This is a genomic window from Jiella marina (genome assembly GCF_024359545.1).
Classification (GTDB): Bacteria; Pseudomonadota; Alphaproteobacteria; order Rhizobiales; family Rhizobiaceae; genus Jiella.
This window is the reverse complement of record NZ_JAKQZG010000006.1, coordinates 1-16,669: the sequence shown is the minus strand read 5'-3', so window position 1 is coordinate 16,669 and position 16,669 is coordinate 1. Positions and strand designations below refer to the sequence as shown.

Sequence of the window (16,669 nt, the reverse complement as noted above, 5' to 3'; positions counted from 1 at the left end):
CGGAGGATGCCTGATCGACCCGCCCGCGGCTTGCCGGCCGCGGGCGGGTCTTTTCATGCGCTGTTGCCGAAAAAGGCCGACAAGACGACCAGAAGAACGACGGTGTAGAGCGCCACGCTGCCGATCACGAGAAGGATCTGGTAGTTGCGCCCGACGCTCGACCGCGTGACTTCGCGGGCCTGATGCAGAAGGTTCGGCCAGGTGTAGGACACGAAGTCGCCCTGGGTCATGATCGAGACGACGCGGTTGTTCTCGTCGACGATCGGAAGGCGGCGGAAGCGCTCGTTCGACATGATCCGCATCCATTCGATCAGATCGTCATCCGCCCGCGCCGCCCGCGGCTTCGCCGTCATGATCTCGCGCAGCTTGGTGGTCTCGGGGTCGCGCTTGCCGCCCACGAGCCGCTTGAGGACGTCGCGTTCGGTCACGACGCCGATCAGCTTCTCGTAGTCGTCCACGACCATCACGGAGCCGACATTGCGGTCCGTCATGGCCGTCACCGCCGTCATCACGGTGTCTTCGGGGCCGAAGCACAAGGGTTTCGGCTTGTCGCGAAATTCCGGTCTGTCCTGGATTTTCATCGGGTGCCCTCCCAATTGACAGTCGGGAAACTAGTTCATTTCCCTTGCTGTCAAAGAGGGGCGTCAAAAATACCTGACACTCCAAGAGATGGTTTGAATAAAATCTCGGCGATACTGCGGTGCAATATTATGGCTGAGGGAAAATGATTGCAAACGATACTGTCTGTTTTGCAGTGACCGACGACCGACGATGAATGGGAAGCGGGCTGGCTCAGAGCCTGTGCCAGCGGTCGGCGGCGGCAGTGTCGGTGTCCCGGGCTTCGACCCAGCCGCCGACGCTTCCGTCGACCAGATGCTCGCGCTTCCAGAAGGGCGCGCGGGTCTTCATGAAATCCATGAGGAAGCTCGCCGCTTCGAAGGCGGCGCCGCGATGCGCCGACGTGCAGGCCACCAGCACGATCTCCTCGCCGGGGGCGATCAGGCCATACCGGTGGATTGCCGCGCAGCCGAGGAGGGGCCAGCGGGAGGCGGCGTCCTGAGCGATTTTTGCGATCTGCCGCTCGGCCATGCCCGGATAATGTTCGAGCTCCAGCTCCTTCAACCGTCCGCCCTCGTCACGGCAGTAACCGGTGAACGTCACCAGCGCGCCAACCGATCCGTTGCCTGCCAGCGGGCCGACGACCGCATCGGTCACGATGCGTTCGGACTGAACGCGGATCAGCGGCTCGAATGCCATGTCAGGCGGGGAAGTCCGGGGCTCGTTGGTTTCGTTCGCCATCCTCAGCCCCCCGTCATCGGCGGAAAGATCGCCACCTCCTTGGCGCCGGCCAGCGGCTCGGAATGGTCGACATGCTCCTGGTCGATGGCGACGCGGATGATCTCCGGCGCCTGGAGCGCGGCGTCATAGGTCTCGCCGCGGCTCTTCAGCCAGCGCAGAAGATCCTCGACGGTGACGACGCCGGCCGGCAGTTCGACCTCTTCCTCGGCCAGGCCGATCCGTTCCCGGACCCAGGCGAAATAGGCAAGCTTCATCGGGTTCGTCCTCTTCCTCTTGCACGGGGAGATGGCCGTGAGGACGCGCTTTGTCCAGAGGCCCGCGGATCGGCGTCTCGCTCTTCCACTCGCCCCGACATGGATGATCGATGACACGGGGTGTTCGCCATGAAGACTTTCTCCACCAGAGCCGCCATCGCCGCCGCTGCGACCCTCGGCCTGACCGGCGTCGCCAGCGCGCACGAGGCCTGGCTCCTGACGCCGCAGGAAATGTTCGAACTCGCCGCCGCGCCGAAGCCCGCAATCTTCACCAATGTCTTCTACTCTGCCCCGCTCGTCGCGGCGCTGGCCGCGGTCGTCTTCGGGGCGGTCGTGTCCGAGACACGCTGGCAGGCGATCGAGAACCGCGTGATGCGGCCCCTGGCGGACCGGGTCGGCGATCTCGGACCGCTCGCTGTCCGGATCGGTCTCGCGATCATGCTGTTTGCCGCCAGTCTCGGCCTTCTGCCGGCCCCGAACGTCGCGATCGGCACGGCGCCGACCCTGTTCGTGCCGGACATGCAGCTGAAGCTCCTAGTCGACGCATGGGGTTTCCTGGCCCTCGTGCAGGTCCTCCTGTCCCTGGTTCTCGTGAGCGGGATCGGCACGCGCTTCGCCGGCCTCGGCGTCGCACTGCTGGCGGTTCTCGGCCTCGGTCTCTTCGGCGAGACCTTCATTGCCTATGCCGGGCACTTCTTCGTCCCGGGCCTCTATCTGGCCTTTGCCGGCGCAGGCCGCTTCCGGCTGTCCCTGCCGGCCGCCGTCGCGGGCCGCCTGCCGGCTTCGACGCTGCTCGACCGCCTGGCGGTCACCCCGACGGTCTACCGCGTCCTGATGGCGATCTTCGGGGCCAACTTCGCCTATCTCGGCATCGCCTACAAGCTGATGCACCCGACCATGCTCGTCGCCATCCTGGAGCACGGCGAGTTCCCCAATTTCGGGATCGACTACGGCGTGATCGTCTTCGTGATGACCTTCGTCGAGGTCTCCGCCGGTCTGCTTCTGGTCGCGGGCATCCTGGTGCGGCCGATCGCGATCTTCCTGATCTCGGCCTTCACCATGTTTGCCTTGACGCTCGGTGAGACGCCGCTCTTCCACGCCAATCTCTACGCCATGGCCTTCGTTCTCCTGATGGCCGGCGCCGGCAGCCGCTCCACCGCGGCCCGCCGCCTCGGCCTCGGCATCCAGCGCATGATCCGGCGCAAGCGCTTTGCGCGACTTGCCGAGCAGGCGGCCTGAGGGTCGTCCGCAAGGCCTTGGATGGGGCGCCACCGCCGCGGGCGCCCCATCCTTGCGAGAAAAGCGAAGGGCCGGGGCCTTTGGAGGCTCTGGCCCTTCCACTCGTTGCGGTGAACGCTTTCAAGCCAATCCGTCGAAGGATCTCTCGCGATGTTCGCCGCCCTCGCTTCCCCCCGCGCCCGCACCGGCCTCGTCTGCGCCCTCTTCGTGGGCGTGACCTTCACCGCGACATCGCTGATTGCGGCCGATCGCGATCCGCCGGCCCAACTCTTCGTCAAGCTCGCCGAAGACCAGCCCATGCCGGTCATCGAGGCCCGCGCGACGAAGGACGCGGCCGGTGACTGGACCGTCGCCATCGATGCCGAGAACTTCCGCTTCATCGAGATCTGCAAGACGGTGACCGGCCGCGAGGCCGTCGGCCATGTCCATATCTACGAGGGCAACAGGAAACTCGCCTCGGCCTACGCGCCGGAAAAGTCGATCGGCCAGCTCGCCCCCGGCCGCCACGAACTGACCATCACCCTCCAGGCCAGCGACCACCGCGCCTTCGTCACCGAAGCCGGCATGATCACCGCGAAGCTCGTCATCGAGGCGTGAGCGGTCAGGCCTCGTCCTCAGGCAGGAGGCCTTCGAAGCCGTACTTCAAGAAATCCTCGAAGGTTCGCGGCTGAACGCGATCGGCGATATCCGCGAGAATGTCGCCGATCTCCGATGCATGTCGGTCCATTCTCTTCCAACTCTCGATATCTCTCGTGGCAGCGATGCGCGGCCCATGCTTGGCCATCTTCTCGCCGAAAGCAGAGTGCCTCTCCAACCAATACTCGGCAATCTCGAGCCTGTCGTCAGCGGTCCAGATACCGGCATCGTCGAGTGTGTAGATCCGCACGCGCTGCTGGAATTCGTCCGCCTCCATCCGCGCATTGCGCCAGATTTCGCTCAGCTCGAACATGCAGTTAGGGGATTTCAGATATTTCTCGCTGAGGAAGATGAAGACACGGTCGCCCTTGCCGAGTTCGCGCATGAATTTCGAGATGCTGTCGCCGAAGCCGAGTTCAGACTTGTCGCGGCGAATGCGGATGCCTCTCGCTTCTGCCTCCGTGCAAAGCCGGTCGACATCCGCCTCGCGCGCCTTGCCCGCATCCGATCGGTCGTCCTTCCAGGCGTAGGAGACGTAGCATTTCGGCGCGTCGTTCGGTTCCGATATAAAGGCCATGTCCTTCATCTCACGCTTCGCGCCATGATCGGGGGCCTTCTCGTCGAGTTCGAAATTGAGGCCGTGTCGTGAGGCGATGCGTTCGACTTGCCTTGCCAATTCATCGAGAAGCCGTGAGGCGTCGCCCTTCTGGGTCTGAATCACGATCGCACCGGACCAGCCCTTCTCCGCCATTCCTTGTTCGATCAGCGCGCGCGATTTCGTGTCCGCCTCGAAGACGAAGAGCCCGTCCTGCCAATAATCGCCGGCAAGACCCGCCTGGTCGCCGATCTCGGCCATGATCGTCCGCAGGACGAAAGAGGGCAGGAGGCCGAACTCGAACGTCGCGGTCTGTACGGGCAGATCGTCGTCCCATTTCTGGATCAGGTCGTAGGGCCGGTCTTTGGGCAAGAGGTCTGGCGCGATGAAGATCGTCTCTCCCTGCGATCGATGATCATAAGGGAAGCAGATTCCGCAGCTCTGCATCATGTCGAGGAAGATCTCCTGCTCGGCAGGGGAATAGCCGGCATCGTCCCAAAGAAGTGCGGCAAGGTCCGCGCGAGTGAATCGGCCGCCATGGGCCTTGAGGAAGGGAAACACCCGCTTCTCGCGATTGAAGACCGAATAGATGGCGTCGAGCGCCCAGCCCTGGTCGATGACGATATCGTCGTTGAAGAGGCCGGGCTGGTGGAACACCGTGCCCGCGTTGTGGAGGAAGTGCAGAAACAGGCCGTGATCGGATATGTTGCCGGCGTCGGCACAGAGTTTGTCGAAGGACGGTCGGCTGATGATCTGGCGTTGGCGGTCCGTCGGCGCGCGAACGGCATCCTCGTTGCGCCAATCCGCAACCTGTAGTTTTACCTTCGCTCGGCCGGGGCCGATCAGGGGGCGGTCGATCTGGTCATAGGCTTCGGACAGAGCTTCCTTCAGCGCCGCGATGCCGCGGCCTTTGTCCTTAGCGCTGAACTGGATCATTTTCTTGAAGCGGAAGCGATCAAGCGCGGCCGCGGCTTCGGGGGAGAGCTGGCGGTCGTCGCCCGGCTTGTCGGCCTGGGTCTGCACCACGATGACCGGCGCCTCTTCGCCGCCGAACTGCCAGACATAGTCGAGCCAATAGGGCAGCGGAAAGTTCTTGAACTCCATGCCCTCATGAAGATGGGTTGCGCGCTCCTCCATGCCGGGTGTCCAAGCGAGGATGAAGACTGCTCGGCTCTTCAGGAACAGCGCATGGGTGCCGTGATAGATGTCCTGCCCACCGAAATCCCAGACATTGAAGCGTCCCTCTTCCTGATCCGGTGCCTGCAGGCTGTCGATGACGATGCCGTGGGTGGAATCGGAGACCGGCGCAAAGGGCAAACCCTTCAGCCTGCGAAAAAGCTGGGTCTTCCCGACGCGTCCATTGCCGAGAATCATCAGTTTCACATCCGCCATGCGATGCGGCTCGTCTCCGCAATCTCTCAGATGCGCCCGCAGCCGCGGGAGGCAGTTGTCACGATGCCAAGCCGAGAGGATTTCCGAGGGGACGTCTTCAAGACGACCCGGTTCGAAAATCAGCGTCGTGAGGGTTCGGCTCGACGCGATCCGCAGCGAGTCCCGGCTGAGGGAGCAGCGCGAACAGTTGAGGGACCGAAGGTTTTTGAGTTGTGCGATTGGTGAGAGATCGCTGACATTCGTGTATGCGCAGTCGAAATACTGGAGGCTTTTGATTTTCGCGATTGGGGAGAGGTCACTAATCTTTGCATAAGCGCAGTGAACTGAGTGAAGATTTTCGAGTTTTGCAAGCGGAGAGAGATTGCTGACCTGTGTAAAGGAGCAGTCGAGATCTTGGAGTTTCTGAAGTCCTGCGACTGGTGAGAGATCGTTAATTTGCGTATCGCAGCAATCGAGAGACTGTAAGTTTCTTAGGTTTGCGATGGCGGAAAGATCACGGATCGATGCGGATATCAGCCACCCGCCAGTGAAACCGCAGAATACGAGCGCCGTCAGCCCACTGAGCGCCGTAATCTCCTTCGGGATCTCTTCCAGGCCGTCAATGGCGAGATTCAGCTCCTCGCCCTCTCGCCAAGCCGCAATTCGTCTCAGCGCCTCCTGATAGGCTTCGTCCTTGTCTGACACGTGTGTTCCTGCAACGCTTGATTGGCGTTCAGCTTATGCGTGCGGCGCGGAGTGGCGCAAGACGCGGAACCGACGGAGTCCGATGATCTAGGCTCAGTCCTCGATATGCCGCAGCCCGGCGCGGAAATAGTCGTAGCCGGTGTAGAGGGTGACGAGGGCGGATATCCACAACAGGACCAGGCCGATCTCGGTGGTGGCGGGGAAGTATTTGTCCCCGGCGGGGCCTGCTAGCATGAAGGCGATGGCCACCATCTGGATCGTCGTCTTCCATTTGGCGAGGCGGGTGACCGGCACCGAGACCTTCAGTTCGGCGAGATATTCGCGCAGGCCCGAGACGAGGATTTCGCGGCACAGGATGATGATGGCGGCCCACAGGCTCCAGCCGGCGATCGAGCCTTCCGCTGCAAGCAGGAGGAGGACGGCGGCGACGAGGAGCTTGTCGGCGATCGGATCGAGCATCCGCCCGATGGTCGAGGTCTGCTGCCAGGCTCTGGCGAGATAGCCGTCGAAATAGTCGGTGATCGAGGCGGCGATGAAGATGCCGAGCGCCGTCCAGCGCGCATAGTCGGGACTGCGCAGCTGCCCTTCCAGGAAGAAGCACATGACCACCAGCGGAACGCAGACGATCCGGGCATAGGTCAGGATATTGGGAAGGCTGTAGGCCTTGGACGCCATGAAACGTTCGCTTGCCGGTTTTCGACCGGCCCTCTCAAAGCGCGGACGGGTGGCCTGCGTCAACCGCGGCGCAGCGCAGACGGCGAAAATGATCGCGAGCCGTGACCGTTTCGTCAGCCATTCTCGTGGAAATGATCGTAGATCGACTGCGCCATGGCGGCGGAGATGCCTTCCACTTCGGTGAGGTCGCTCAAGGCCGCTCGCGACACCGCCTTCGCCGTACCGAAATGATGGAGAAGCGCGCGCTTGCGCGACGGGCCGATGCCGGCGATCTCGTCGAGCGGGTTCTTCACCATCTCGGTCTTGCGCCGGGCGCGGTGGGTGCCGATAGCGAAGCGGTGGGCTTCGTCGCGCATGCGCTGGACGAAGTAGAGCACCGGATCGCGCGGCGGCAGCGTGAAAGGCTCGCGGCCCTTCATCACGAAGCGCTCGCGCCCGGCCTCGCGGTCGACGCCCTTGGCGACGCCGATGGCGAGGACGCGATCGGCAACGCCGAGCTCTTCGAGGATTTCGCGCACCGCCGACATCTGGCCCTTGCCGCCGTCGATGAGGACGAGGTCGGGCCAGGCGGGCATCGGCGTATCCTCGGCAAGGTCGTCGGTCAGGTCGCGGGACAGATCGTTCTCGGCGGCGGCTTCCGCCGGCGCGGCCTCGGAGGCTTTGGCCGTATCAGCGAGAGCGGGTAGGGCGTCGCCATGCTCCTTCAGAAGACGGGTGAAGCGGCGGCGGATGACCTCCTTCATCATGCCGAAATCGTCGCCCGGCGTGATGTCCTCGCCCTTGATGTTGAACTTGCGGTACTGGTTCTTGGCAAAACCCTCGGGCCCCGCGACGATCATCGCGCCGACGGCGGCACTGCCCATGATGTGGGAGTTGTCGTAGACCTCGATGCGGCGCGGCGTCTGGGACAGGCCGAATGTCTCCCTCAATCCTTCCAGAAGCCGGGCCTGGGTCGAGGTTTCGGCGAGACGGCGACCGAGCGCTTCCTTCGCGTTCGACGCGGCGTGGTCGACGAGATCGCGCTTGGCGCCGCGCGCCGGCACCTGGATCTGAACCTTGCGCTCGGCCTTGATCGACAGCGCTTCTGCGAGAAGGGCTTCATCCTCGATCCGCTTCGGTAGCAGGATCAGCCGGGGCGGCGGCGTGTCGTCATAGAACTGGCCGAGAAAGGCGCCGAGCACGGCCTCGGGCTCCAGCGACGGGTCGGCCTTGGGGAAATAGGCGCGGTTGCCCCAGTTCTGGCCGGTGCGGAAGAAGAACACCTGGATCGAGGTGAGTCCGCCCTCCTGATGGATGGCGAAGACATCCGCCTCCTCGACGCCTTCCGGATTGATTCCCTGATGGCTCTGGACGTGGGAAAGCGCGGCGAGACGGTCGCGATAGATCGCGGCGCGCTCGAAATCGAGATCGTCCGAGGCCGCCTGCATGGCTTTTGCCATCGACGTCTTCACCTCGTTGGAGCGGCCGGACAGAAACGCCGTCGCCTCGTTCACGAGGGCCGCATAGCCCGCCTCGTCGACCTCGCCGGTGCAGGGGCCGGCGCAGCGCTTGATCTGGTAGAGGAGGCATGGCCGCGTGCGGCTGTCATAGACCGAATCCGAGCAGGTCCTGAGCAGGAAAGCGCGCTGCAGGGCGTTGATCGTCCGGCCGACGGCGCCGGCCGAGGCGAAGGGGCCGAAATAGCGACCCTTTCGCGAGCGCGCGCCGCGATGCTTCAGGATCGCCGGTGCGGCGTGGTCCTGGCTGATCAGGATATAGGGGAACGACTTGTCGTCGCGCATCAAGACGTTGAAGCGCGGGCGCAGGCGCTTGATGAGATTCGCTTCGAGGAGAAGCGCTTCCGTCTCGGTGCGGGTGGTGACGAACTCCATCGCCCGCGTCTCGCGGATCATCCGGGCGATGCGCTGGGTGTGGCCGCCAAGGCGGGCGTAGCTGCCGACGCGCTTCTTCAGCGAGCGCGCCTTGCCGACATAGAGGATCTCGCCGTCCTTGCCGAACATGCGGTAGACGCCCGGCCCGTTCGGCAGATGCTTGACCAGCGCGGCGATCAGCTCCGCGCCTTCCAGGGCCGAATCGACCTTGCGGCTTGCCTCGTCCCATTCGATCGCCGCGACGAGCGAGGCAGCCGACGGCGTGAGACCGGCGCCGGCATCCGCAGCCGCCACGGCGTCTCCGGAGCCCTCGGTCTCTTCGTCGCTCATCCCCTCGTCGTCTTCCCCATCGTCGGCAAGATCGAATGCCGTGTCGTCGATCTCGGTCGGCGAGATCGCGTCTGCGGCATGGCGGGTCTGGCTCTGTGGACGCGATCGGCCCAAGCTGCTCTCCTTATTCGTCGGAATCGGTTCCGCCGCCCTCTGGCGGGGAACAATCTCGCGAACCCTATATGATTCTTCCTGTGGCCAAATGCAGGGGGCGATCCATTGCCGCGCCACATCGGGTCAACATGACGAAGCGGTTTCCGCTCCTGTTGCTCGCCTGCCACAGAAATGGATTAGTTTTCACGGAACGATCGCGGAAGCGTCATTCGATCCTGTTTTCGCCATGTGCGAGTCCCACTTGCAACACAGCCGACCACACCCGACAATAAGGGCAGCGGTTGAGTGACGCGAATGTTGGAGCCTTCGGACGAGGGCGACAGCAAAGTGTCGAACGGCGATCCGGACCATGTCCGGCCCTGGCCGGCATGGTTTGAAGAGGGGCGACAACCTTTTGCGGCAGGCGGTTCGGGTAAAGGGACCCGGAGCGACGGCCGCGGGAAAGCATGGATGGTTGAATCGATGCTGAGGAAAATCGCAATCCTTCTGGGAGCTGGACTGGCTTTCGGCGCACCGATGCTCGTCGGGACGCAGGCCGCGCGGGCGGCCGATGTGGTCTTCGACGAAGGAAGTCTGCCTGCTCCGGAGAGCGATACCGCGCCGGTGTATCTCTGGTCCGGACCCTATGCCGGCGCCTTTGTCGGCTACAATTTCGCCAATGTGGACCAGGATGGCGGTGCTTCCTTTGACATGGACGGCTTCGTCGGCGGTGTCTATTCGGGCTACAATTTCGAATCCGCGCCGATCGTCTACGGCATTGAAGCCGATATCGGCGGCGCGGGTGTCGACGGGTCCGGTTTCAACACCGGCCTGGCGGGCCGGATCGACGGCGACCAGAACATCTTCGGGTCCCTGCGCGGGCGCGTGGGCGTGGCGGCCGATCCGTTCCTGGCCTTCGCCACAGGCGGTATCGCGGCTTCGCAGAACACCCTGTCCTTGGGCGGCGCTTCGGATACGAAGACGAGTGTCGGATATACGGTCGGCGCCGGCGTGGAAGCGAATTTCAGCGAAAACGTCTCCGGGCGGCTCGAGTATCGCTATTCGAATTTCGGCGACAAGACCTATGATCTTGGCACCACGAGCGTCTCCTCGGGCTTCGACGAGCATTCGATCCGAGCGGGCGTGGCCGTGAAGTTCTGACACTTTCCGTGTTCGCCACCCGCCGCGCGCCTCCCATCGGCGGCTCTCGGGCGCTTCTGCTGTCCAGGCGGCGTGGCCGGCCGACAGATCACTCGCTTCGAGCTATCCAGCGTCACGACTGTCAGCCGGTGTGATCCTGAAGGGTTTCATGGCGCGAATGCCTTTGTGCCTTCCGTACCCGCCATCGGTATGCAAGCATTCCGCGGCCTGCCTCTTCGGCGGCCGATGCGAGGGTCATGGGTGACGAGATGGCATATGCGGGTGGGACCGCCGAGCGACTTCTCGACGAAGCGGCCCGACAGGCGGAGAAACAGGTCGCCATCGTCCGGATCGTCTGTGGTCTGGCCTTCTTCCTCATGGTTCTGTGGATTGCCGCCATCGTGCCGCAGGACGACAGGGGAACGCTCTATCAGCTGGGCGTCGCGGCGCTCACGACACTGGCCGTGACGCTGGTCGGCATCGGCTCTCTGGTCGCTCTTCGCCGTGGTGCCGGCGTGATCCGCGTGGCTTATCTGACCACGACGGCGGACGTCGCGATCGTTCTGGGCAGCCTTGCCTATACGATGTTTGCGGCGAACGTCTCGACCGGCTTCTTCGCCGTCTTCCCGCCGGTCTGGCTGATTCCGATCATCCTCGCCGCCACGGCGCTTCGCTATCGGCCTCCCTTGCAGATCTACGTGACCGGTCTCTTCGTCGCGGGCCTCGTCGCCCTGACCATCGGCGCCCGTCCCATGGCCATGGCCGAGCGATCCGAAGCGCTCGGCGGCCTGGCGCTTGGCTTCGGCGTTCCCCCGAACCTCGTGCGCATCGCCATGATAACGGCCGCTGCGCTGACCCTCTACGTCGTCACCCGTCGCGGCCATCGGATCCTCCACGAGGCGGTTCGCGAAACGACCGCTCATATGAACCTGACGCGGTTTCTGCCGAAGGAACTCGCCCCGCTGCTGGTCGATACGGATTTCGCCGGGCTGGCCCGCGGTCAGCGCCAGGCCATCGTGATCGTCTTCGTCGACATGCGAGGCTCGACGGCACGCGCCGAACACATGGAGCCGGAGGCTTTCGCGGCCTTCATGAGCGCATTCAGGGAGCGCATCATGAAAACCGCAGAGGACCATGGCGGCGTGGTCGACAAATTCATCGGGGACGGCGCTCTCGTTCTCTTCGGGGCCCCCAGACCGGAGGCTGACGATTCCGAACGGGCGCTTGCCTTTGCCCGCCGCGTGGTCGCGGCGGTCGAAGAGTGGAGTGTCGAGGCAAAGGTCGATCCGCCCGTGAAGATCGGCGTTGGTCTCCACAGGGACGAGGTCTTCTGCGGCGTCGTGGGTTCGCGGGACCGCCTCGAGTTCACGGTGCTGGGGGACGCAGTCAACGTGGCGGCCCGGCTGGAAAAGACAACCAAGAGCTTCGAGCAATCCATTCTTGCCTCGACGGAGGTGGTGGTTGCGGCCGGGTGCCTCGAGGAATGGTGTGCGATGGGAACGGTCGCGCTTGAGGGTCGGACAGGGGGCCTCTCGGTGATGGCGCCGCGCGACAAGGCCTCCTCGGCGTCGCCAAGGCTGATTGACGAGACCATCTCAGCGAGTCCTTGAGCGGCCCGTGAATTCGGGTGCGCAGGCAGTTCGGTTGGCGACCACCGTCAACCTCTCGGCAAGCATGGTCTGATAAGTCGCGTCCCGCTTTAGAAATCGTTAAGCATGATGGGATAGCACCGTCCCCGACGCATTGCGTCCGCCGTCCAGCTGGCGGTGTGGGCGCTTTCGAACCGGACCGGGCCACCATGCTTTCGACCTTTCTGACCTATCAGCTCTATACGCGTGACCAGTCACGCGTGATCGATCGCATTGCCTCGGATCCGGTCAACAAGCGGCTGTCCGAATACTACCGCGAGAACATCCAGAACGTCACCTCGGTCGACGAGTTCATGGATGATTACCGGCTCTATTCCTACGCCATGACGGCGTACGGGCTGGAAGGGCAGATCGACTCCCGGGCGCTGATCCGCAAGGTGCTCGAAAGCGATCTCGCCGATCCCCAGAGCTTCGCCAACCAACTCTCCGACGAGCGCTATCGCGATTTCGCCAAGGCCTTCAGCTTTGCTGCAGCGAGCGAGGAGCCCGAACTCGTCGCCCAGACCAACGCCCAGCGCAGCGTCATGGTCGACGGCTATTCGCAGCACCAGGTGAAGGCGGCCACGGCGCTCTCGGCGAACGCCAACTACTTCATGGCGAATGTCGGCTCGATCAACGATGTCGATGATTTCCTGGCCGACGAGAAGCTCTTTGCCGTTGCACTCGAGGCTGCCGGGATCGACTCCACCGTCGCGTCGGAAAGCTTCATCCGTGACGTGCTCACCGGCACGATGGCGGACAAGATGGCCGCCAAGGGGGATACCCGCTACCTGCTTCTGGCGGCGATGCTGCCCTTCGAGACAGACGGCTCGGTTCCTGATGGCGGGCTGATGTCGGAGGCCGAGGCGAACAGCACTGCCTATCTCTACTATACCAACAGAGGGGCGGAAGCCTCGCCACAGGCCGCCGCACTCCAGGTGGACTATTACGAGGCGACGATCGGATCCGTCGAATCGGCTGATGACCTGATCGAGAACCCCCGCCTTCTCAATGTTGCGCTCACATCCGTCGGCCTGGACCCCTCGATCGAATCGAAGACCTATGTCTGGCAGATGCTGACCAGCGATCAGTCCGACCCCGACAGCGCCTTGAACCGCATGTCGGAAGCGACGACCGAACTGAAGGCGCGCAAGCAGCAATACATGGCGCTTGCCAGGATGTTCGACTTCGACACGATGGGCAATGTCGTGGGCGACAGTGCCCAGACCGCCGAGAACGTCGAGAAGCTCACCGGCGCCTATCTGGACAACTATTACGACGCCGCCGCCCAGGACGACAGACTGTCGGCCACGCTCTATGCCGCTCATCTGTCGAGCATCCAGTCGGTCGTCGATTTCATCGGTGACAGCACCGTCTATAACTACGCGCTGAAGGCTGTGGGTCTCGATCCGGCGACCGAGAGCCGGTCGACGATCATGCGCGTCCTGCGCAGCGATCCGTCCGATCCGAAGAGCTTTGCTCGCAAGCTTGACGATGATCGCTACGTGCGACTGGCCGCCGCCTTCAATTTCGGCGCGGACGGCAAGCTCGCTGACGTTCGCAGGCTGCAGACCGAAGACGCCCAGGGCGCCACGATCGAACGCTTCCTGAAGAAGGTCGAAGACGAGGACGATCTCGATCTCCTGACCGACGTCATCGAACAGTCGCAGGTCTTCAAGTCCAGCATGAACTCGATCTCGAACATCGACGAGTTCTTGGCCAGCGACGCGGCCCTCGACTATGCGATGAAGGCAATCGGCTTCAATCCCGATACCCAGGATCCCAACGTTCTTCGCAACGTCCTGACGAGCGATCTGTCCGATCCCGAAAGCTATGCCAACCGGCTTGGCATTCCCCAGTACATCAAGCTGGCCGAGGCCTTTGACGTCGATTCCTACGGCAATCTGTCGCTTGCCAGCGATGAGGCCGGAAATCTCAGGATGATGGAAGCCTATTACGACAAGGTCCTGGGTGACACGGACGGCCAACTGGCGAATGCCGCTCGCGGAGTGATGGCCTACAATGAAGAATTGCCGAAGATCGCCACGATCGAGGATTTCCTGTCCAACCAGACACTGACCCGTTTCGCGCTCGAGGCCTACGGCCTGGAGAACGAGAAACTCACGGCTGACGACATCAGGGCGATCCTGACGAGCGATCCATCGAATTCCGAGAGCGTTGCCGCCAAGTATGGCGACGACCGCTATCTGGAATTCGCGGCGGCCTACAATTTCGATACCGATGGTACGATCAAGCGCGACGTGAACACTGTGCAGACCGTGACCAGCATGCTGACCACGCAGGACTACTATCTGCGTCAGCGCATGGAGGAGGAAGCGGGCGCAGAGAATGGCGGCGTTCGACTGGCCCTCTATTTCAAGCGGCAGGCGGAAGAGATCAGCAACGTCTATGAATTCCTCGCCGACGATGCGCTTTTGAAATTCGCCCTGACCTCCCTCGGCCTGCCGAGCGAGTTCAGCAGCGCCGACATCGACGTTCAGGCCCGCACCCTGGAAAAGAAGATCGATGTCGAACAGCTGTCCGACACCCGCTATGTCGAGCGGATGGTGAACCGATTCCTCGCCATGTACGACATCGAGAACGGTGGTGGCTCCGCCCCCAATCCGGCGCTGACGCTTCTGAGCGGATCGGCACCGAGCCTGCTCTGATCTGGCCCACAGGGCCGGGCGTGACCGTCTGTGGGCAATGGAACCCAAGGGCTGTTGCGCCAACGACCCGGACGGGGCAGGGCTCACTCTGCCGGTCATCGGTCCTGCCGGTGAGCCTCAGCTCGGCAGAGCGTCAGGGCTGGACCACGTAGCCGATGTCGCGGCTTGGCTCCTGCGTGGGCACATACTCCGGTGGTTCAGAGTACATTTCGCACGAGGAGTCGCTGCCGCCCGAGCGGGGCCGATAATTGAAGCCGAGACACCATCCCTTCGACAGGCAGATGTCCGCGCAGCCTTCGTAATCAGTGGCGCGGACGGTTTCGTCGGGCCGCGCCGGGAAGATCCGGTTGTTACGCTTCAGGACGTCTTTCCGGTCGCGCGATTCAGGCAGTTCCAGGTCGGCCCGCAGATAGGTCGTCGCCTTCGCGTTCAGGCGCAGTTCCGAGCCCTCGCCGACATTCTTCAGAAAACACAGCCTGTTCCAGCGATCATAGGTGGCCGTGTTGCAGGCGTCCTCGTCTTCGCAGGTCTTGCGGCACTCGTTACCGTCGGCGACGGCAAGGTGGCGCAGATCGCCGCCCGCAACGTCCCGTCCCAGATGCTCGATCAGCGAAAGCGGCGCAGGCTCCCGAGTTGGCTGAGGTTTCACGCTGGCCTGCATTGCCGGGCGTGACGAGGCATCTTCGCCGTTCAGGAAGTATCGCTTGTAGAGATCCGTCTTCGGCAGGTCCGCGTGCCGGGCCTGGAACGGGAAGACCGCCAGGTCGGGAAGCTCGACGGGGGTCGTCTTTCTGACATAGTCCCAGCGCTCCAGAATGGTCTGCCGACTTTCCGGCATCCGGTAGTCGGAATCGAGCCAGACATCGATCGTCGACCCCTCGGTTCCCCAAGAGTTCCTGGGGCGATAGCGCGACCCTTCGAACTGAACATAGCACTGCCGGAAGTAGCGGTAATCGCCGCTTGGATAATGACCTGCGACGGCGAGGATGCCGTCCTCTCCCATCTCGATGATCCGGACCTTGAAGCCCCCGCTCTCGGCTCCGTAGCCGGTCTTGTTGAACTCTTCATTGTCGGCGGTGAACTTCTCGAACACACGCCTGGCCGAGCGGTTGGGATCGCGGCCCGGCGAGGTGATCATGGGCTCGAAGCCGCCGGAAACCATCAGGGCATTTTCGCAGAGGGTCTGAGCGACGTTCGGTGTAACGTCCACTGTCGCATCGACGCCGAAGACCTTGATGTTCGCCAAGAGCGCGTCGCCGACCGTGTCGATATAGTACATCTCGTCCGGTGGCGTTTCGAGAAAGCGCTGGAAGAGATAGGGGTTCATGACGGGCTTGCCGTCGCTGAAGGTCGACTGATGGAGCGTGTTGACCTCCGCGGCCGCCGAGAAAGCGAACTCGAAGGCGTCTTCGACCGCCTTGCGATCGACCTGCGCCGTATCGGGCAGATCGATCGAGGGGGAGTGGAAGCCGAGCTTGGCGCCGGCCCAGATCGCTCCCTCGTGGTAGACGCCCGGAATGCCGTTGCCGGTGGTGTAGGCGCCGCGCAGAAAGGCGATCGCGCATGCGGACTCGCAATGCTCGCCCGGCAGGACCCGGGTTTTCCAGCCCCGGTCGACGCCGAGCTTGGTGGCAACGCCGAGACTGCCGCCGGGGCTGTCCAGGCAGAGCGTCGCGCCTGAGGACGCATTGCCGCCGATGCCGATCTTTTCCGCATCGGCCGACCCGATCACGCCGGAAAAGCGCGCAGCGCAGGGCCCGTCCTCGGTCTCCTCGTGAAAGTCGTCCTCCGACTGGAAAATCTGCTTGAATTCCGCTGCATGACCAGTCTGGCTCGACAACAGAAATCCAGCAACGCACAGCAAAACGAAACGCCGAACGCCCAATACGCCACTCCGAAAAAATGCAATTCAGTCTTGCCCGACGAGGGTTGGCGGGACAATGCCAGTTCAGTCCTCGTTGGGCAAGGAAAGCCAGAGCATGCCGAAGACGTTTTGCTCGTATTCGAGTTTTGCCTTGAGAGGCTTCCCTGTTCCTCTGCGTGAATGTCCACGGTGACAACACTGCAAGTCGTAAAGTCATGCCACCAAATACCCGAAGCGATCGGCTGCCGGAGATATCCATGCGGCCGTAAAGTATGAAAAAGCGCCCCGGGGGGCGCTTTC

General features: G+C 63.1%; 12 protein-coding genes. 5 read left to right on the top strand and 7 right to left on the bottom strand.

All coding sequences use genetic code 11. The features are described 5' to 3' along the window. Nucleotides 1–53: 53 nt before the first annotated feature. The 3 genes from MF134_RS11930 to moaD all read right to left on the bottom strand — a co-directional run bounded on the left by MF134_RS11930 (nucleotide 54) and on the right by moaD (nucleotide 1,553). Nucleotides 54–581, bottom strand: a complete 528-nt coding sequence (locus MF134_RS11930) for a CBS domain-containing protein (RefSeq protein ID WP_255339692.1) — start codon at nucleotides 579–581, stop codon at nucleotides 54–56. A gap of 211 nt (nucleotides 582–792) precedes the next feature. Then, entirely contained in the window at nucleotides 793–1,299 is a 507-nt protein-coding gene (locus MF134_RS11925) for a molybdenum cofactor biosynthesis protein MoaE (RefSeq protein ID WP_255339691.1), read from the bottom strand. Between the two features lie 2 nt (nucleotides 1,300–1,301). Continuing rightward, nucleotides 1,302–1,553, bottom strand: coding sequence for a molybdopterin converting factor subunit 1 (moaD, locus tag MF134_RS11920; RefSeq protein WP_255339690.1), 252 nt, complete (start codon nucleotides 1,551–1,553; stop codon nucleotides 1,302–1,304). A gap of 129 nt (nucleotides 1,554–1,682) precedes the next feature. Between moaD and MF134_RS11915 the strand changes: the two genes are divergently transcribed. After that, complete coding sequence (locus tag MF134_RS11915; protein ID WP_255339689.1) at nucleotides 1,683–2,792, top strand: hypothetical protein; 1,110 nt, start codon at nucleotides 1,683–1,685, stop codon at nucleotides 2,790–2,792. A gap of 150 nt (nucleotides 2,793–2,942) precedes the next feature. After that, nucleotides 2,943–3,389: a hypothetical protein gene (locus MF134_RS11910; protein ID WP_255339688.1), complete on the top strand. Its 447-nt coding sequence runs from the start codon at nucleotides 2,943–2,945 to the stop codon at nucleotides 3,387–3,389. A gap of 4 nt (nucleotides 3,390–3,393) precedes the next feature. On the opposite strand, the gene MF134_RS11905 is transcribed toward MF134_RS11910, so the two are convergent. From MF134_RS11905 to uvrC, 3 genes are all read right to left on the bottom strand, one after another. Beyond that, complete coding sequence (locus tag MF134_RS11905) at nucleotides 3,394–5,415, bottom strand: COR domain-containing protein (protein WP_255339687.1); 2,022 nt, start codon at nucleotides 5,413–5,415, stop codon at nucleotides 3,394–3,396. A 777-nt stretch (nucleotides 5,416–6,192) separates the two neighbouring features. Beyond that, on the bottom strand, nucleotides 6,193–6,774 hold the full coding sequence (pgsA, locus tag MF134_RS11900) for a CDP-diacylglycerol--glycerol-3-phosphate 3-phosphatidyltransferase (RefSeq protein ID WP_255339686.1): 582 nt from the start codon (nucleotides 6,772–6,774) through the stop codon (nucleotides 6,193–6,195). Nucleotides 6,775–6,887: 113 nt separating this feature from the next. Next, nucleotides 6,888–8,975: an excinuclease ABC subunit UvrC gene (gene uvrC, locus MF134_RS11895; protein ID WP_255339935.1), complete on the bottom strand. Its 2,088-nt coding sequence runs from the start codon at nucleotides 8,973–8,975 to the stop codon at nucleotides 6,888–6,890. A 564-nt stretch (nucleotides 8,976–9,539) separates the two neighbouring features. On the opposite strand from uvrC, the gene MF134_RS11890 reads away from it, so the two are divergent. The 3 genes from MF134_RS11890 to MF134_RS11880 all read left to right on the top strand — a co-directional run bounded on the left by MF134_RS11890 (nucleotide 9,540) and on the right by MF134_RS11880 (nucleotide 14,505). Further along, nucleotides 9,540–10,229 (top strand): outer membrane protein, encoded by a 690-nt coding sequence (locus MF134_RS11890; protein ID WP_255339685.1) that lies wholly within the window; start codon nucleotides 9,540–9,542, stop codon nucleotides 10,227–10,229. Between the two features lie 236 nt (nucleotides 10,230–10,465). Next, entirely contained in the window at nucleotides 10,466–11,818 is a 1,353-nt protein-coding gene (locus MF134_RS11885; RefSeq protein ID WP_255339684.1) for an adenylate/guanylate cyclase domain-containing protein, read from the top strand. Nucleotides 11,819–12,006: 188 nt separating this feature from the next. Next, nucleotides 12,007–14,505 carry a DUF1217 domain-containing protein gene (locus MF134_RS11880; protein WP_255339683.1) on the top strand — a complete coding sequence of 833 codons (2,499 nt, stop codon included), beginning with the start codon at nucleotides 12,007–12,009 and terminating at the stop codon, nucleotides 14,503–14,505. A 133-nt stretch (nucleotides 14,506–14,638) separates the two neighbouring features. Here the strand turns inward: MF134_RS11880 and MF134_RS11875 are convergent, their stop codons facing one another. Further along, nucleotides 14,639–16,345 carry a PAN domain-containing protein gene (locus tag MF134_RS11875; RefSeq protein ID WP_255339682.1) on the bottom strand — a complete coding sequence of 569 codons (1,707 nt, stop codon included), beginning with the start codon at nucleotides 16,343–16,345 and terminating at the stop codon, nucleotides 14,639–14,641. Nucleotides 16,346–16,669: the final 324 nt, after the last annotated feature.